The sequence below is a fragment of the Alistipes sp. An31A genome (assembly GCF_002159425.1).
GTDB classification, from domain to species: domain Bacteria; phylum Bacteroidota; class Bacteroidia; order Bacteroidales; family Rikenellaceae; genus Alistipes; species Alistipes excrementigallinarum.
On record NZ_NFIO01000002.1, the window covers coordinates 2,501 to 19,920 of the forward strand.

Below are 17,420 nucleotides of genomic sequence, written 5' to 3' on the forward strand. Positions count from 1 at the left end.
CGTATGGTTTCAGGTTCTTTTTCACTCCCCTGTTCGGGGTACTTTTCACCTTTCCTTCACAGTACTGGTTCACTATCGGTCTCTTGGGAGTATTTAGCCTTACCGGGTGGTCCCGGCGAATTCAGACAGGATTCCTCGTGTCCCGCCCTACTCAGGATACCGCTATCGCATGACTTGATTGCCTGTACGAGCCTTTCACTCTCTATGGATAACCTTTCCAGATCATTCCAGTTCTCAGTCACTTGAACATTGCAGTCCTACTACCCCGCATTTGCCGTAACAAATACGGTTTGGGCTCCTTCCATTTCGCTCGCCGCTACTTTGGAAATCGATGTTTCTTTCTTTTCCTCCTCCTACTAAGATGTTTCAGTTCAGAGGGTTGGCCCACTTTCGTGTGACAGGTCTTCTACCTGCCGGGTTGTCCCATTCGGAAATCTCCGGATCAATTCTTGTTTGCAAATCCCCGGAGCTTTTCGCAGCTTACCACGTCCTTCGTCGCCTCCAAGAGCCTAGGCATTCCCCATACGCCCTTCATTACTTTCTTCCTTCCTTCCCGAAAACCCTATTGCGTTCTCGGGAAGCCTTATCTCATAACCTCAATCATGTCAAAGAACTTCGGAACTTGCGTTCCTCATGAACAGCACTCGGTTCGAACCTACGCCTAAAGCGGTGCTGTTGTAGCGTGTCTTTGAAGTTCAGAGCAGCTTACCTTTGAAACAAGCTCCAGAAAGGAGGTGTTCCAGCCGCACCTTCCGGTACGGCTACCTTGTTACGACTTAGCCCCAGTTACCGGTTTTGCCCTAGGTCGCTCCTTGCGGTCACGAACTTCAGGCACCCCCAGCTCCCATGGCTTGACGGGCGGTGTGTACAAGGCCCGGGAACGTATTCACCGCGCCATGGCTGATGCGCGATTACTAGCGAATCCAACTTCATGGAGGCGGGTTTCAGCCTCCAATCCGAACTGAGATAGGCTTTCGAGATTCGCATCCCTTCGCAGGGTAGCTGCCCTCTGTACCTACCATTGTAACACGTGTGTAGCCCCGGACGTAAGGGCCGTGCTGATTTGACGTCATCCCCACCTTCCTCTCGGCTTACACCGGCAGTCCCGCTAGAGTGCCCAGCTTTACCTGATGGCAACTAACGGTAGGGGTTGCGCTCGTTATGGGACTTAACCCGACACCTCACGGCACGAGCTGACGACAACCATGCAGCACCTAGTTTCGTGCCCCGAAGGGAAGACTTGTTTCCAAGTCCGTCACTAACTTTCAAGCCCGGGTAAGGTTCCTCGCGTATCATCGAATTAAACCACATGTTCCTCCGCTTGTGCGGGCCCCCGTCAATTCCTTTGAGTTTCATTCTTGCGAACGTACTCCCCAGGTGGATAACTTATCGCTTTCGCTTAGTCACCGACATTGTATCGCCGACAACGAGTTATCATCGTTTACTGCGTGGACTACCAGGGTATCTAATCCTGTTTGCTCCCCACGCTTTCGTGCCTCAACGTCAGATATAGCTTGGTAAGCTGCCTTCGCAATCGGTGTTCTGTATGATCTCTAAGCATTTCACCGCTACACCATACATTCCGCCTACCGCAACTACTCTCTAGTCAAACAGTATTAGAGGCAGCGCCGGTGTTAAGCACCGGAATTTCACCTCTAACTTATCTGACCGCCTACGCACCCTTTAAACCCAATAAATCCGGATAACGCTTGGATCCTCCGTATTACCGCGGCTGCTGGCACGGAGTTAGCCGATCCTTATTCGTACGATACTTTCAGCCGAATACACGTATTCGGGTTTACCCTCGTACAAAAGCAGTTTACAACTCATAGAGCCGTCATCCTGCACGCGGCATGGCTGGTTCAGACTTCCGTCCATTGACCAATATTCCTCACTGCTGCCTCCCGTAGGAGTTTGGTCCGTGTCTCAGTACCAATGTGGGGGGTTAACCTCTCAGTCCCCCTATGTATCGTCGCCTTGGTGAGCCGTTACCTCACCAACTAGCTAATACAACGCATGCCCATCCATAACCACCGAAGCTTTCAACCCCAAGTGATGCCACTCGAGATGTTATGGGGTATTAGTACCAATTTCTCAGTGTTATCCCCCTGTTATGGGTAGGTTGCATACGCGTTACGCACCCGTCCGCCGGTCGCCGACAATTGAAGCAAGCTTCAATCTCGCTGCCCCTCGACTTGCATGTGTTAAGCCTGCCGCTAGCGTTCATCCTGAGCCAGGATCAAACTCTCCATTGTAAAAAAATGTTTTGTTAAATCTTTAGCTCTATCTCAAAGGTATTGTTTGAAATCACTCCGAAGAGTGGATAAACTTTAGCTGCTCAAATACTTCAAAGAACACCGTTCCTATATTGCTATAAAGAACTTTCTCTTTTTTTCAGTCCCCCGCCGGCCTTGTCGACCCCTCGGTGAACCGTCCCAGTTTTTAGTGGGAAAGTGGTGCAAAGGTAATTCCTTTTTTTGAAACCTCCAAATCTTTTTCGATGTTTTTTTCAAACCCCGAATCAGACCGGATATTCGAAAGAACCTTGCTCCGCCTCGAGTTCCAAACCCTCGCGGGTTTCTCTCTCAAAGCGGGTGCAAAGATAAGTACTTTTTTAGCTTTTTTACAAACTTTTCACAACTTTTTTTCGATTTTTTACACCCGAAAAAGCAATCGACAGATTATCAGCGAGGTTTCAGAATGACATGGAAAGCATTATCTTTGTCCTGCAAAGAGAGAAGTGCATGAAACATTTATTAATATATATAGGTATGGCATGTGCCGCTGCCAGTTGTACCCCGGCCCGGCCGAAGCTTCAGAGCGGCGATTTGCTCTTTGAGGCGGGAGCCGGCTCGGCAATGAGCGAGGCTATTCGCTCGGCAACGGGCTCCGCTCGGGAGCTCTCCTACACCCATGTGGGCATCGCCGTGGTGAACGGCGGGGCCGATTCGGTACTTGAGGCGACCTCGGAGGGCGGCGTGCGGATGACGACGCTCGAAGAGTTTCTGGAGGGGGCGGCACGCATCGACGGGGCCCCGGCCGTCACGGCAGCGCGACTGAGGGATACATCGGGGCTTGCCGCCTCACTTAACCGCGCACGGCAGCATCTGGGCGAGCCCTACGACTACTCGTACCGGCCCGACAACGGAAAGATGTATTGCAGCGAATTGGTATGGGAGAGTTACCGCCGGCCGTCGGGCGAGCGCATCTTCCCGGCACGGCCGATGAACTTCCGCGACGAACAGGGTGAACTGCCCCGCTACTGGAGGGAGCTCTACGAGCGGCTCGGCGAGGAGGTGCCGGAGGGTGTGCCGGGAACCAACCCCAACGAGATGGCACGCGACAGCGCACTCCGCATCACGGGCCACTTCTTCAGATTCAGAGACAGATAACGGCCGAAAGCCGGGACAAAGGGCGTTCAGACAATCCGTTCGACCGTGATATCGGGGTCATTCTGCAGCACGGCCAGGTAGCGGTCTTCACCCGCCGAGCTTTTGGCCCGAATGACGAGCGTCGCGCGGTAGAGCATTCCCTCCCCGCTCCGCTCGGCCGTCACCTCGTAGGAGAGGACCGTATAATCCTCGGACTTAAGGCGGTTGAAGGCCTCGTTGAGCACGTTGCGGTCGGCAGCCGAGAAGACGAGCATGATGCGCCGCTGCCCCAGGCGGCGGAAGACGAGGTTAAGCCCCTCGAGACCAATCAGCGTGAGGACCGTCGCCGCTCCGGCAACCAGATACATTCCGGCGCCCGAAGCCAGACCGATGCCGGCCGAGGCCCAGAGGCTGGCGGCGGTCGTCAGGCCGCGGACCAGCTGACGGTGGATGATAATCGTACCGGCACCGATGAAGCCGATGCCGCTCACCACCTGTGCGGCGATGCGGCTCGGGTCGAGCTTCACCTCGGGCACGGCCGAAAGAATGTCGCTGAAACCGTACTGAGAGACGAGCATCATCAACGCACTGCCCATCGCCACCAAAAAATGGGTGCGGAAACCTGCATCCTTCACCCGATATTCGCGGTCGAGTCCGATGACCGTTCCGCAGAGCCCTGCCACGCAGAGCCTCAAAACAAAATTCCACTCCATGATGTGCTCTTCCACTATTTTAGGACGGCAGAGGCATCCGCCACCGAAGCTCTTCGCACCTGAGCAACCGCGCCCTTCAGGCCGGGCCTCTCGGCAGGCCCCGTCACGGACAGCCCCTTCCGTACTACAAATATAGTACAAAACAGCCGGACGGCCAACCCCCGCCGGCTACTGCGGGGGGATATGACCCTCACGGCGCAGGCTCCACCCCGCCCTACCCCCTCTGCGGCGGTTGCCGGCAGGAGATTTTGCGTCCGAAATACGAAAAATTTGTTCCGAACGTATTGTTCCACGAAAAAATTTGTATCTTTGCAGGCTATGTTTAACGAATTAACTGTTTACGACCATGCCAAAAATGAAAACTAATGCCGCTGCGAAGAAGCGTTTCACCTTCACCGGCACAGGTAAGATTAAGCGTCAGCACGCTTATCACAGTCACATCCTGACCAAAAAGACTAAAAAACAGAAGCGTAACCTCTGCTATTCGGGTATCGTTTCGGCAGCCGATGAGGCTAAAATCAAGAACCTGCTCGTCAAGTAATTGACCTGCGGAATTTTACTAATCAAGAGCGAATCAGCCCCGAAGAACGTGAGAGAAACACGTCGCTGACAGCTCTCAAAAACTTTAATCACTATGCCACGTTCAGTTAATGCTGTTGCGTCTCGCGCAAGAAGAAAAAAGGTTTTGAAACTTGCCAAGGGTAACTTTGGTTCAAGGGGAAATGTGTGGACCGTTGCCAAAAACACGGTCGAGAAGGGTCTGCAGTATGCTTATGCACACCGTCAGCTCAAGAAGCGGACATTCCGTTCGCTGTGGATTATGCGTATCAACGCTGCCGTCCGCGCGCAGGGAATGACCTATTCGCAATTCATCGGCAAAATCAACGCCAAGGGCATCGTCCTCAACCGCAAGGTTCTGGCCGACCTGGCAATGAACGAGCCGAAGGCATTCGAAGCAATAGTTAATGCAGTTAAATAGCACGGTCGGGCCTGAGCCCGGCGAGTTCACCGCAGCCGCGTCGGAAAGGCAACTTGCCGCCGCGCTGCAAAAAAGGCGGGACGCCCCACAGGGTGTCCCGCTCTTTTTTGTCTGAAACATAGAAGTCACCGGCCGAGCGCTCAAACAAAAAGCGCGGCTCCGTTGCGGAACCGCGCATGACCGGACAGACGGCCGTCTCTCATCGGGGCTGCCTCCAGCTCTCCCGGACGACGTCACTCAGAGCTTCATGACATCGTCTATTCCCATATCCTTGTAGGTGGTGGCCAGCTCCTCGCCCCGGTCCGAAATCACCAGCAGCTTGTCGCCCACCTTCAGCTCGGTCTTGCCCTGCGGCACGAAGTATTCACCGTCGCGGCAGACCATCATCACCAGCGTATTGTCCGGCAGAATAATCCGGCTGAGCGTATGTCCGTTCTCGAGCATCCCCTCGTTCACCTCGACCTCGGTGAGCACCGAATGGATGTTGTCCTGCATGTCGACGTCGAACGACGGCTTGCGCTCCTTGAAGGCCAGGCCGAGCAGGTTGGCCATGCCGCTCACGGTCGTTCCCTGGACCAGCAGCGAGATGATGGTTCCGATGAAGACCACATTAAAGAGCAGCTCGGCATGCTCGACGCCCGCCATGAGCGGGTAGGTGGCAAAGATAATCGGCACGGCGCCGCGCAGCCCCACCCACGAGACGTAGAGCCGGGCCTTGGCGGAGAAGCGACGGAAGGGGGCCATGCAGAGGAAGACCGAAACGGGGCGCGCCACCAGCATCAGGCAGGCGGCCACCACCACGCCGAAAATCAGCACGCGCGGCTCGAAGAGTTCATGGCTGTTGACGAAGAGGCCCAGCGTGAGGAACATCACAATCTGCACCAGCCAGGTGAAGCCGTCGAAGAAAATCGTCAGCGTCCGTTTCTGCGTCAGCTTGTAGTTGCCCACGACCAGTCCCGAAATGTAGACCGCCAGATAGCCGTTGCCGCGCAAAAGGTCGGTAAACGAGAAGGAGAAGAAGATGAAGGCCAGCAGCAGCACCGAATAGAGCGACGTGTTGGTCAGATTAATCCGGTTGATGGTCCAGACGGCCAGCCGTCCGATAAGATAGCCCGAAAGGGCTCCGACAACAAACTGAACGACCAGCATCAGCAGTCCGGAACCGATGCCCATACCGCCGGCATCGGGCGAGGTGAGCACCCCGACCAGCAGCACCGTAAGCATGTAGGCCATCGGGTCGTTCGAGCCGCTCTCGAGCTCGAGCAGCGGACGCAGGTTCTGGCTCAGCCCCTGCTTTTTGGTTCGCAGAATCGAGAAGACCGACGCCGAGTCGGTCGAGGCCATCGTCGAGGCGAGCAGCAGCGCGAGGGCAAAGGGCATCTCGATGCCGAGCCACGGCGCGATGAACCAGACCAGACCGGCCACGATGAAGGCCGTGACAATCACACCGACCGTCGCCAGCAGCACTCCGGGCCCGATAACCGGACGTATGTCAGAGAACTTGGTATCCATGCCGCCCGTGAAGAGGATGACGCAGAGGGCAATCATGCCGATGAATTGCGTCATGTCGAGCGAGCGGTACGAGATGAAGTGCCACCCGAAGAGCATGCCGACCCCCAGAAAGAGTAGCAGCGCCGGTGCGCCGAAGCGATAGGCCAGCTTGCCCGCCATCACCGCCACGAAGAGCAGCAGGGCGCCAATCAAGACGATATTTTCGGTACTGAAGTAAACCATCGATATTCGTTTGTTACAATTCGGAAATCCACATCGGCAAGGCCCCGCCGTCGGGGTCATGCCGCCCGCGTGCACGGCGCGGCGCGCAAAAAACGGGCCATAACCGACTGATGCACAACTCAGGCCATAGTGCCCCGCCTGCGGTTCACGCCGTCTTCCGCCGTCCCACAGCCGGCGCAGACAGCTCCGCCGATGCGGAGGCGCAACCGGGTGCAAGACGAAGGTTCCTCCGACAAAGAGGCACCCGGACCGGCTTCCCGACGGAACCGCATCATCGGAACGTTACAAAGATAGGAAAAATTATCCGCCAGAGGCTGCTCCCGCTCCGAAAAAGCCCGTCGTTGGCGAAAAATGGGAGAGCAATCGGGAAAAATGGAAAAGGCGGCCCTCATCCGCCTGCAGCAGAGAGCGGCGTCTCGCTGCGGAGAGATTCCCGCCTGTGAAACGCCCGGCCGAAGCTGCCTTCGCAAACAGCAAACGAGAGCCGGGATAGCGAAAGGCGACAAGAAAAGAGGGCGCAAACCGTCGAACAGTCCGTGCGGAGCGCACCGCCCCGCATGCCGGAATATTTCCGGACACGCCAGGGCATGCTGCTCGCCGGGGCATGCCAAGACACACCCTGCGCGGCAAAGCCCGGACCGGATATGCTACTGGGGAATGAAGATGTAGGTGATGGTTCCCGTCTGACGTGCGGGAGCCGAGTCGTCGATGTTGAAGAGCGAGTTGCGCGCGGCACGTTCGGCCATCTCGCGCATGCAGGCGTCACCGCCCGACCGCACACGGGCGGCCGTCACCTCTCCGGCCCGGTTGACCGTGATTTCGACCACCACCTCGCCGCCGCTCTCGCACCGGTAGGCCGGCACCTCGAGGTAGCGCTTCGTCCGCACGGGATTCTTCAGCGAGAAGGAGACCGTCACGCGTCCCTTGACCTTCACGTCGCTGCTCTCGCCCGTTTTGCCGCCGCCCCGCCGCTCGCGGATGGCCCGCTCCTCGGCCAGCCCCTGCTCGTAGGCCTCGCGGTTGGCCCGCAGCCGCTCCTCGGCGTCGGAGGCCGCCTCGTCGAGCGCACGCATGTCGGTGCCGCGGTCGTCGCGCAGTTCCCCTTCCGCGGCATTCTCGTTCGACATGCGGTTGCGGATGCTCGCCCAGTCGGCCGCATCCTGCTGCCGCTGGCGCACCTCCTCCTCGAGCTGCTCGCGCTGCTCCTCCAGCTCGGAAAGCGTCTGCAGGTCGATGAACATCCCCTGCGTCTGGGCACGCTGTCCGATGACGATTTTCGAGCTGACAAAGACAATCATCACCACCAGATAGGCGATGAGCGTCACGCACAGACCCACGCGATGGTCATAGGCCCACGACCCCGCATCCTCGCGCCGGTTGTCGAAGGGCAGGTTGAGCCGGGGACGCCGTCCGGCGGGACCCTTTCCGCGCTCCGGAGCGGGGGCGGCTTCACGACCGGAGGAGGGTTCGACCGGATTATTCTGTCGGCTGGGAGTCATTCGCTGTGCTGAAATTTGTCCGCAAAAATAACGCTTTTTAACGAAAAATTAATATCTTTGCGCGCAAATATACAACAAATTCACCGCCTATGTCTACCAAACAACAAACGCTCAAGGCTCCCATCTCCTTTTCGGGAAAGGGCTTACATACCGGCGTCAGCGTGAACATGACCATCCGTCCCGCTCAGGCCGACCGCGGCATCGTATTCCGGCGCATCGACCTCGAGGGCTGCCCCGAGATTCCGGCGCTCTGCGACTACGTAGTGGATACCTCGCGCGGCACGACCATCGAGCATGCCGGCAACCGGGTCAGCACCATCGAGCACGTCATGTCGGCCCTCTGGACACTGGGTGTGGACAATGCCGTCATCGACATCGACGCCCCGGAGACCCCCATCATGGATGGCTCGGCACGCGAATACGCACAGGCCATCAGCCAGACGGGCCTCGAGGAGCAGGAGGCGGAACGCAAATACTTCCAGGTGACCGAGAAGATGGTCTACACGATTCCCGAGAAGGGCGTGGCCATCATCCTCTTCCCCGACGACGAATTCTCCGTATCGCTCCACGTCGACTACAACTCGAAAATCATCGGCAACCAGTACGCCACCTTCAACCCCGGTGACGACTACACGGCCAAAATCGCCCCCTGCCGCACCTTCGTCTTCCTGCACGAGCTTGAGCCGCTGATGAAGATGAACCTCATCAAGGGCGGCGACCTGGACAATGCCATCGTCGTGGTGGAGAATCCCGTACCCGACGAGCAGCTGGAGCACCTCAAGAAAATCTTCAACAAACCCGATATCCGCATCACGGGGGGTTATCTGAACAACCTCGAGCTGCGCTTCAACAACGAGCTGGCACGCCACAAGCTGCTCGACCTGCTGGGCGACTTCGCCCTGCTGGGCCAGCGCATCAAGGGCCGCGTATGGGCCACCCGCCCCGGCCACTTCGCCAACACGGAGTTCATGCGCCAGCTCAAGCACACCATCCGCAAGGCGGGCGAGAAGCCGCGTTACTACTACGACTGCCGCAAGCCGGCGCTCTACGACATCAACGACATCCGTCGCATGCTGCCCCACCGCCCACCCTTCCTGCTCATCGACCGCATCTTCCACTGCGACAGCACGTCGGTGGCCGGCATCAAGAACGTCACGATGAACGAGCCCTTCTTCGTGGGACACTTCCCCGAGGAGCCCGTCATGCCAGGCGTGCTGATTGTCGAGGCGATGGCCCAGTGCAGCGGCATCATGGTGCTGCGCAGCGTTCCCGACCCGGAGAACTACTCGACCTATTTCATGAAGATTGACGGCGCGAAGTTCAAGCACAAGGTCGTTCCCGGCGATACGCTGCAGTTCGAAATCCATCTGCTCGAGCCCATCCGCCGGGGTGTCGCTCTGGTCGAGGCCAAGGCCTTCGTCGGCGAGACGCTCGCCTGCGAGGCTACGCTGATGGCCCAGATTGTCAAGAACAAGAAGTAAAACCCGTACGGAGGGGCCTTCTGCAGCCGGTTGCTGCGGGAGGCCCTCTGCCGTCACCCGGTCTCCATGCGCTGCCGGACAAACGACGATATTCCTATATATGATTAGCAAGTTAGCATACGTACATCCCGACGCAAAACTCGGTGCCAACGTCACCGTCGAGCCCTTTGCCTGCATTGCCGGCGACGTGGTCATCGGCGATGACTGCTGGATTGGCCCCGGCGCCGTGATTCACGACGGCGCCCGCATCGGCAAGGGGTGCAAAATCCATACGGCCGCTTCGATTGCCTGCCTGCCGCAGGACCTGAAGTTCGCCGGAGAGGTCACGACCGCTGAAATCGGCGACTACAACGACATCCGCGAGTATGTGACCATCAGCCGCGGCACCGCCTCGCGCGGCAAGACCGTCGTGGGTGACCACAACCTCATCATGGCCTACGTGCACATCGCTCACGACGACGTGGTGGGCAATCACTGCGTCATCGCCAACCGCGTTTCGCTGGCCGGCGAGGTCGAGGTGGGTGACTGGTGCGTTATCGGCGGCCACGTGGCCGTACACCAGTGGGTGCGCATCGGCGCCCATGCGATGGTCCAGGGCGGCGCGCTGGTAGGCAAGGACATTCCGCCCTACGTCATCGTCCGCAACGATACGCTGCGCTTCGCCGGCATCAACAAGATTGGTCTCTCGCGCCGCGGATTCACGCCGCAGCGCATCGGCGAAATCCACGACGCCTGCCGCATCCTCTTCCAGAGCGGGCTGAACTATCTGGCCGGCTGCGAGGAGGTGGAGCGTCAGATTCCCCAGAGCGACGACCGCGACGCACTGCTGCAATTCATCCGCTCGTCGCAGCGCGGAATCATCAAGCCCTATGCGGCCGATGCGGAAAAAGCATAGTTTACACGGTTTTTTCGAAGAAAGTGTTGGTTTCTTCGGAAATTAATCCTATATTTGCATTGTCGAAAGACGAATGCACGCAGTAAGGGGACGCAAAAGTCCCCTTATTTCGTAGTAATACCCCACCCCATCCGGGCTTTCGCCCCGAAAAAGGGCCACCCTCCACAACGGCCGATGAGGCGTCCGCAGGCACGGACAAAGGAGAAAAGGGCCGAGCGGGCAAGGCCGGAGCGAACAAGGAGGAGGATGCGAGCACGGGAGCCAGGGGGGGGCGAGAGAGGCAGGGGGAGAAAAAGACCAAGGAATCAGGAGGCTGAAGGACCGGGAGGCCGAGGAACTTGAAGACCAAAGGACCTGAAACCCGAAGACCGGCGGAAAAGCCGAAACCGAAACCGAACGAAGCACAACAAGAGACTATGATAGATACTCAGAAAATCATCGCACTGGCCGAGAGCCGGCTCGCTGGAACGGACATGTTCGTGGTGAGCTGCACCTGCACGGCGGGCAACGACATCGAACTGCTCATCGACAGCGACACGTCGGTCGACATCGACACCTGTGCCGACCTGAACCGCGCCATCGAGGAGGTGCTCGACCGCGACAACGAGGATTTCTCGCTCACGGTCGCTTCGGCCGGCATCGGCTCGGAGCTCAAACAGCTGCGCCAGTACCGCAAGCTCATCGGCCGCTCGGTCGAGGTGCTGCTGCTCAACGGCACGAAGATTCTTGCACGGCTCGACGCCGCCGACGACCAGGGCATCACCCTCTCCTACGAGGAGAAGCAGGCCGTCGAGGGCAAGAAGCGCAAGCAGAGCGTCACGGTGAGCCGCACCTACCCCTTCACCGAGGTCAAATACACCAAGGAGTATCTCGATTTCAAATAGCGCCGGAGCCGCCGCGCCTCCATGAGACGGATTGAGGCGGATGAAGACTAAATCGGAAACAAAACAAAAAAACATAGAACGACAATGGACAATCTCAACCTTATCAGCAACTTTGCCGAGTTCAAGGAGTTGAAGAACATCGACAAGAGCACGATGATTGGCGTGCTGGAGGACGTCTTCCGCCACGCGCTGCAGAAGCAGTATGAAACCGACGAGAATTTCGACGTCATCATCAACCCCGAAAAGGGCGACCTCGAAATCTGGCGCAACCGCACCGTCGTCGAGGACGGCGCCGTGGAGAACCCCAACATGCAGATTGCCGTCTCGGAGGTCAAGGCCATCGACCCGACCTACGAAATCGGCGACGAGTATGCCGACGAAATCAAGCTCTCGTCGTTCGGCCGCCGTACGGTGCTCTCGCTCCGTCAGAATCTGGCCTCGCGCATCCTCGACCTCGAGAAGGCCAACCTCTACGAGAAGTATTCGGAGAAGGTGGGCGAAATCGTCACGGGCGAGGTCTACCAGGTATGGAAGAAGGAGGTGCTGGTCCTCGACGACGAGGAAAACGAGCTCATCCTCCCGAAGGCCGAGCAGATTCCCAACGACTTCTACCGCAAGGGTGACACCATCAAGGCCATTGTCAAGAGCGTGGAGATGAACAACAATCAGCCGCGCATCATCCTTTCGCGCACGGCGCCCCAGTTCCTCGAGCGGCTCTTCGAGCAGGAGGTGCCCGAAATCTTCGACGGTCTGATTACCATCAAGAAGATTGTCCGCATCCCCGGCGAGCGCGCCAAGGTGGCCGTCGAGTCCTACGACGAACGCATCGACCCCGTGGGCGCATGCGTCGGCATGAAGGGCTCGCGCATCTACTCGATTGTCAAGGAGCTGCGCAACGAGAACATCGACGTGGTGAACTACACCTCCAACCCGCAGCTGATGATTCAGCGCGCACTCAACCCCGCCAAGATTTCATCGATTACCATCGACGAGGAGAAGAAGACCGCTTCGGTATACCTCAAGCCCGACCAGGTCTCGCTGGCCATCGGCAAGGGCGGTCTGAACATCCGCCTTTCGAAGATGCTCACGGGTTACGACATCGACGTCTACCGCGAAGTCGAGGAGGAGGACGTCGCCCTCACGGAATTCGCCGACGAAATCGACGGATGGATTATCGACGCGCTGAAGGCCGCCGGCTGCGATACGGCCAAGAGCGTGCTGGAACTCCCCGTCGAGGAGATTGCCAACCGCGCCGACCTCGAACTGGAGCAGGCACAGAAGGTCGTCGAGATTCTCAAGGCCGAATTCGAAGAGTAACTTAAAGCAAGAAAGGAGAGAAGAGATATTATGGGTAACGAAAGAAAATTAAGGCTCATTCAGGTTGCAAAGGAGTTCAAGGTGGGGCTCAACACCATCACGGACTTCCTGCAGAAGAAGGGCATCAAAAGCGACGGGTCGCCCAATACGCTGGTCGACGCGGAGACCTACGCCGTGCTGGAGAAGGAGTTCGGCGCCAACCGCAACGCCGGCAACGCCCGGGAAAGTGTCCGCGAACGGATTTCGATGAAACAGGGCACCGTGACTCTGGAGGCCGCCAGACAGAAGGAGCGCGAGGAGGAGAAGGAGGTGGTCATCAAGAGCCACGTCATCAGCGTGAAGGATGAGATTCCGCAGCCCAAGTTCCTCGGCAAAATCGACCTGAATCCCAAACCGAAGGCTCAGGTCGCCCATACCGAGCCTGCACAAGGCGCGGCAACGGCTGCCGCTGCCGCAAACCGTCCCGTACAGACCGCCGAGCCGAAGGCCGAGGCGCCGAAACCGGCCGCTCCCGCACAGCCGGCCGCACCCGCCGCCGAGCCGAAGGTTGAGAAGAGCGAGGCTGCGGCACCGGCCCCTGCCCCCGCCGCTGAAACGGCACCCAAGGCGGTCGAAACACCCCGCCCCGCCGTAGCAACGCCGGCAGCCCAGCCGGCCGAAACGGCGCCCAAGGCTGCCGAAGCGGCTCCGGCCGAGGCTCCGAAGGACAACGTTTTCCGTCCGACCATCACGCCGCTGGCCGGACCTCAGGTGCTCGGCACGATGGATGTCTCGGGCTTCGTTCCGGGCGGACGCCACAAGCGCAAGCGCCTGCAGAAGGAGAAGGTCGACGTGACGAAGAGCGCCCAGAAGAGCGGCAATGCCCAGGGTAACAGGGGCGGCAACGGTCAGGGCGGCCAGAACCGTCCGGGCGGCCAGCAGAACCAGCAGAATCAGCCCAAGCCGGGCGAAGGCCGCCGCAACAAGAACAAGAACAACAAGGCCCCGAAACCCATCGTCCGTCCCGAAGTGAGCGACGAGGAGGTATCGAAGCAGGTCAAGGATACGCTGGCCCGACTGACGGCCAAGGGTGCCAAGAGCAAGAGCGCAAAATACCGCAAGGACAAGCGCGAGGCGGTCGCCGAGCGCATGAACGAGGAGTTCGAACGCGAGGAACAGGAACGTTCGACGCTGAAGGTGACCGAGTTCGTCACCGTGAGCGAGCTGGCCACGATGATGAACGTATCGCCTACGGAGGTCATCACCGCCTGCATGAACCTGGGTCTGATGGTATCCATCAACCAGCGGCTCGACGCCGAGGCGCTGGTGGTCGTCGCCGAGGAGTTCGGCTTCAAGGTCGAGTTCGTATCGGTGGAGATTCAGGAGGCCATCCACAACGACGAGGACAAGGAGGAAGACCTCGTTCCGCGTCCGCCCATCGTGACGGTGATGGGTCACGTCGACCACGGTAAGACCTCGCTGCTGGACAACATCCGCAAGACGAACGTCATCGAAGGCGAGGCGGGCGGTATCACGCAGCACATCGGTGCCTACAGCGTGGAGCTCAACGGACAGAAGATTACCTTCCTCGATACGCCGGGTCACGAGGCCTTCACCGCCATGCGTGCCCGCGGCGCCGCCGTGACCGACGTCGCCATCATCATCGTGGCGGCCGACGACAACGTCATGCCGCAGACCATCGAGGCCATCAACCATGCCCAGGCGGCCGGTGTGCCGATGGTCTTCGCCATCAACAAAATCGACAAGCCGGGTGCCAACCCCGACCACATCAAGGAGCAGCTCGCCCAAATGAACTACCTGGTCGAGTCGTGGGGCGGCAAGTATCAGGACCAGGAGATTTCGGCCAAGAAGGGCATCAACCTCGACAAACTGCTCGAGAAGGTGCTGCTCGAGGCCGAGATGCTCAACCTGAGGGCCAACCCCAACAAGAAGGCGGTCGGTACGGTCATCGAGTCGACGCTCGACAAGGGGCGCGGCTACGTCTCGACGGTGCTCGTGCAGGGCGGTACGCTCCACGTGGGCGACGTCATCCTGTCGGGAACCTACACGGGCCGTGTCAAGGCGATGTTCAACGAGAACGGCAAGAAGGTGACCGAGGCCGGTCCCTCGACGCCGGTCCAGGTGCTCGGTCTGAACGGCGCGCCGCAGGCCGGTGACTCATTCAACGTGATGGACGACGACCGTTCGGCCCGCGAAATCGCCAACAAGCGCGAGCAGCTGCAGCGCATGCAGGGCATCATGACCCAGAAGCACGTGACGCTCGACGAAATCGGCCGCCGCATCGCCATCGGCTCGTTCAAGGAGCTGAACATCATCGTCAAGGGCGACGTGGACGGTTCGGTCGAGGCGATGTCGGGTTCGCTCATCAAGCTCTCGAAGGAGAGCGTCCAGGTGAACGTCATCCACGCCGCCGTAGGTCAGATTTCGGAGTCCGACGTGCTGCTGGCCGCCGCCTCGAACGCCATCATCGTCGGCTTCCAGGTGCGTCCGTCGGCCGCCGCCCGCAAACTGGCCGAGAGCGAGGAGATTGAAATCCGCCTCTACTCGATTATCTACGACGCCATCAACGACATCAAGGATGCCATCGAGGGCATGCTCGAGCCGGTGATGAAGGAGGAGATTGTGGCTTCGGTCGAGGTGATGGAGATTTTCAAGATTTCGAAGGTGGGCACCGTTGCGGGCTGCATCGTCCGCGAAGGCAAGCTCACGCGCAACACCCCGATTCGTGTCATCCGCGACGGTATCGTCATCTACACCGGCAAGCTGGGTTCGCTCAAGCGCTTCAAGGACGACGTCAAGGAGGTCACCTCGGGTCAGGACTGCGGTCTGAACATCGAATCGTTCAACGACGTCAAGATTGGCGACATCATCGAGGGATACGAGCAGGTCGAGGTAAAACGGACCAAGTAACCCGCGTAGAGAGAACAGCGGCACCGACCCGGCGCAGAGCGCTCCCCCGCCCGACTCCGCAAGCATGTGCAGCGGGCATCGGAGCGGCACAGCGCCGGCGGGAACCGCACCCCGGAAACGGCAACAACCAAAACTAAAGGCCTAATACCAAAAATTTACACACACAATGAACACCCAAATCAAATTCACGACACCGGAGGAGGCCGTCAAGGTCATCAAGTCGGGCGACCACGTCCACCTGAGCTCCGTAGCATCGGCACCCCAGTGCCTCATCAACGCCATGTGCGCACGCGGCGAGGCGGGCGAGCTGAAGGATGTACACATCCACCACCTGCACACCGAGGGCCCGGCACCCTATGCCGACCCGAAGTTCGAGGGGGTCTTCCAGCTCGATTCGTTCTTCGTAGGCGGCAACGTCCGCAAGGTGACCCAGAGCGGCTACGCCGACTACATTCCCATCTTCCTGAGCGAGACGCAGCGTCTCTACCGTTCGGGAGTGGTTCCCTGCAACGTGGCCATGATTCAGGTCTCGGCCCCCGACAAGCACGGCTACGTATCGCTGGGTACGTCGGTCGACGCCACGCTGGCTGCCGTCGAGACGGCCGAGCACGTCATTGCCGTCGTGAACAAGCACGTTCCCCGCGCCTTCGGTGACGCGATGATTCACGTCTCGAAAATCGACCTCTTCGTTCAGGACGACACGCCGCTCATGGAGGCACACTTCACCGAGCCCAACGAGATTGAGACGGCCATCGGCAAGCACTGCGCGGCGCTCATCGAGGACGGCGCTACGCTGCAGATGGGTATCGGCGCCATTCCCAACGCCGTGCTGGCACAGCTGGGCAACCACAAGAACCTCGGTATCCACACCGAGATGTTCGCCGACGGCGTACTGCCGCTGGTTGAGAAGGGTGTCATCAACGGCGAGGCTAAGAACATCGACAAGGGCAAGATGGTATCGACCTTCCTGATGGGTTCGCAGCGCGTCTACGACTTCATCGACGACAACCCGGGCGTGCTGATGATGGACGTCGGCTACACGAACGACCCCTACATCATCGCCAAGAACGACCGCGTGACGGCCATCAACTCGGCGCTGCAGGTTGACCTGACGGGTCAGGTATGCGCCGACTCGCTGGGCACGAAGTTCTATTCGGGCGTCGGCGGTCAGATTGACTTCGTCTACGGAGCCTCGCTCTCGAAGGGCGGCAAGGCCATCATCGCCATGCCTTCGATTACGAACAAGGGTGTTTCGAAGATTGCCCCCGTGCTGACGCCGGGTGCCGGTGTGGTTACCACGCGCAACCACATCCACTGGTTCGTCACCGAGAACGGTGCCGTGGACCTCTACGGCAAGACGCTCCAGGAGCGTGCCCGCCTGATTATCTCGGTGGCACACCCCTCGGCCCAGGAGGAGCTCGACCGCGCCGCATTCGAGCGCTTCGGTTCGCACCACCACTATGTGAAGAACTACATGGCCCAGAAGAAGTAGTCCATACTCTTCCCGCCAAATGCAGTCCCTGTCAGAGAGTCTCTGGCAGGGATTTTTTATGCCGATAAAGAGGGGAAAATAGGCTGAAAGGTCCGGTGATGCATCGAAGCAATTTTTTTTGTCTATATTTGATTTCACCCATAAA

12 protein-coding genes and 2 rRNA genes (1 of these 14 cut by a window edge) are annotated in these 17,420 nt (G+C 58.9%); 9 read left to right on the forward strand and 5 right to left on the reverse strand.

Annotation, left to right across the window (positions count from 1 at the left end; all coding sequences use genetic code 11):
- Together B5F90_RS02035 and B5F90_RS02040 are read right to left on the reverse strand one after the other, a co-directional pair.
- A 23S ribosomal RNA gene (locus B5F90_RS02035) occupies positions 1-544 on the reverse strand (it extends 2,327 nt beyond the left edge of the window).
- 183 nt (positions 545-727) lie between these two features.
- Positions 728-2,255, reverse strand: a 16S ribosomal RNA gene (locus B5F90_RS02040).
- The 16S and 23S rRNA genes sit together here, the layout of an rRNA operon.
- A 516-nt stretch (positions 2,256-2,771) precedes the next feature.
- Here B5F90_RS02040 and B5F90_RS02050 point away from each other — a divergent pair.
- Positions 2,772-3,392: a YiiX/YebB-like N1pC/P60 family cysteine hydrolase gene (locus tag B5F90_RS02050; protein WP_262481249.1), complete on the forward strand. Its 621-nt coding sequence runs from the start codon at positions 2,772-2,774 to the stop codon at positions 3,390-3,392.
- 26 nt (positions 3,393-3,418) lie between these two features.
- On the opposite strand, the gene B5F90_RS02055 is transcribed toward B5F90_RS02050, so the two are convergent.
- The gene (locus B5F90_RS02055; protein WP_087360687.1) at positions 3,419-4,084 is read right to left on the reverse strand and encodes an MgtC/SapB family protein; all 666 of its coding nucleotides are present in this window, start codon (positions 4,082-4,084) and stop codon (positions 3,419-3,421) included.
- Positions 4,085-4,430: 346 nt separating this feature from the next.
- On the opposite strand from B5F90_RS02055, the gene rpmI reads away from it, so the two are divergent.
- The gene (gene rpmI / locus B5F90_RS02060; protein ID WP_087360689.1) at positions 4,431-4,625 is read left to right on the forward strand and encodes a 50S ribosomal protein L35; all 195 of its coding nucleotides are present in this window, start codon (positions 4,431-4,433) and stop codon (positions 4,623-4,625) included.
- A 93-nt stretch (positions 4,626-4,718) separates the two neighbouring features.
- Positions 4,719-5,063 (forward strand): 50S ribosomal protein L20, encoded by a 345-nt coding sequence (gene rplT / locus B5F90_RS02065; RefSeq protein WP_087360691.1) that lies wholly within the window; start codon positions 4,719-4,721, stop codon positions 5,061-5,063.
- A gap of 237 nt (positions 5,064-5,300) precedes the next feature.
- Here rplT and B5F90_RS02070 read toward each other — a convergent pair whose 3' ends face one another.
- Positions 5,301-6,797 (reverse strand): potassium/proton antiporter, encoded by a 1,497-nt coding sequence (locus B5F90_RS02070; RefSeq protein WP_087360694.1) that lies wholly within the window; start codon positions 6,795-6,797, stop codon positions 5,301-5,303.
- Positions 6,798-7,444: 647 nt separating this feature from the next.
- Positions 7,445-8,296: an energy transducer TonB gene (locus B5F90_RS02075; protein WP_143256078.1), complete on the reverse strand. Its 852-nt coding sequence runs from the start codon at positions 8,294-8,296 to the stop codon at positions 7,445-7,447.
- An 89-nt stretch (positions 8,297-8,385) separates the two neighbouring features.
- On the opposite strand from B5F90_RS02075, the gene B5F90_RS02080 reads away from it, so the two are divergent.
- The 6 genes from B5F90_RS02080 (at position 8,386) to B5F90_RS02105 (ending at position 17,275) form a co-directional block, all read left to right on the forward strand.
- Positions 8,386-9,777, forward strand: coding sequence for a bifunctional UDP-3-O-[3-hydroxymyristoyl] N-acetylglucosamine deacetylase/3-hydroxyacyl-ACP dehydratase (locus B5F90_RS02080; RefSeq protein ID WP_087360696.1), 1,392 nt, complete (start codon positions 8,386-8,388; stop codon positions 9,775-9,777).
- Positions 9,778-9,877: 100 nt separating this feature from the next.
- Positions 9,878-10,672 carry an acyl-ACP--UDP-N-acetylglucosamine O-acyltransferase gene (lpxA, locus tag B5F90_RS02085; protein WP_087360698.1) on the forward strand — a complete coding sequence of 265 codons (795 nt, stop codon included), beginning with the start codon at positions 9,878-9,880 and terminating at the stop codon, positions 10,670-10,672.
- Positions 10,673-11,088: 416 nt separating this feature from the next.
- Entirely contained in the window at positions 11,089-11,556 is a 468-nt protein-coding gene (rimP, locus tag B5F90_RS02090) for a ribosome assembly cofactor RimP (protein WP_087360700.1), read from the forward strand.
- An 84-nt stretch (positions 11,557-11,640) separates the two neighbouring features.
- Positions 11,641-12,873, forward strand: a complete 1,233-nt coding sequence (gene nusA, locus B5F90_RS02095) for a transcription termination factor NusA (RefSeq protein ID WP_087360702.1) — start codon at positions 11,641-11,643, stop codon at positions 12,871-12,873.
- A gap of 30 nt (positions 12,874-12,903) precedes the next feature.
- Positions 12,904-15,783 (forward strand): translation initiation factor IF-2, encoded by a 2,880-nt coding sequence (infB, locus tag B5F90_RS02100; RefSeq protein ID WP_087360704.1) that lies wholly within the window; start codon positions 12,904-12,906, stop codon positions 15,781-15,783.
- Between the two features lie 166 nt (positions 15,784-15,949).
- Entirely contained in the window at positions 15,950-17,275 is a 1,326-nt protein-coding gene (locus tag B5F90_RS02105; protein WP_087360706.1) for an acetyl-CoA hydrolase/transferase C-terminal domain-containing protein, read from the forward strand.
- Positions 17,276-17,420: the final 145 nt, after the last annotated feature.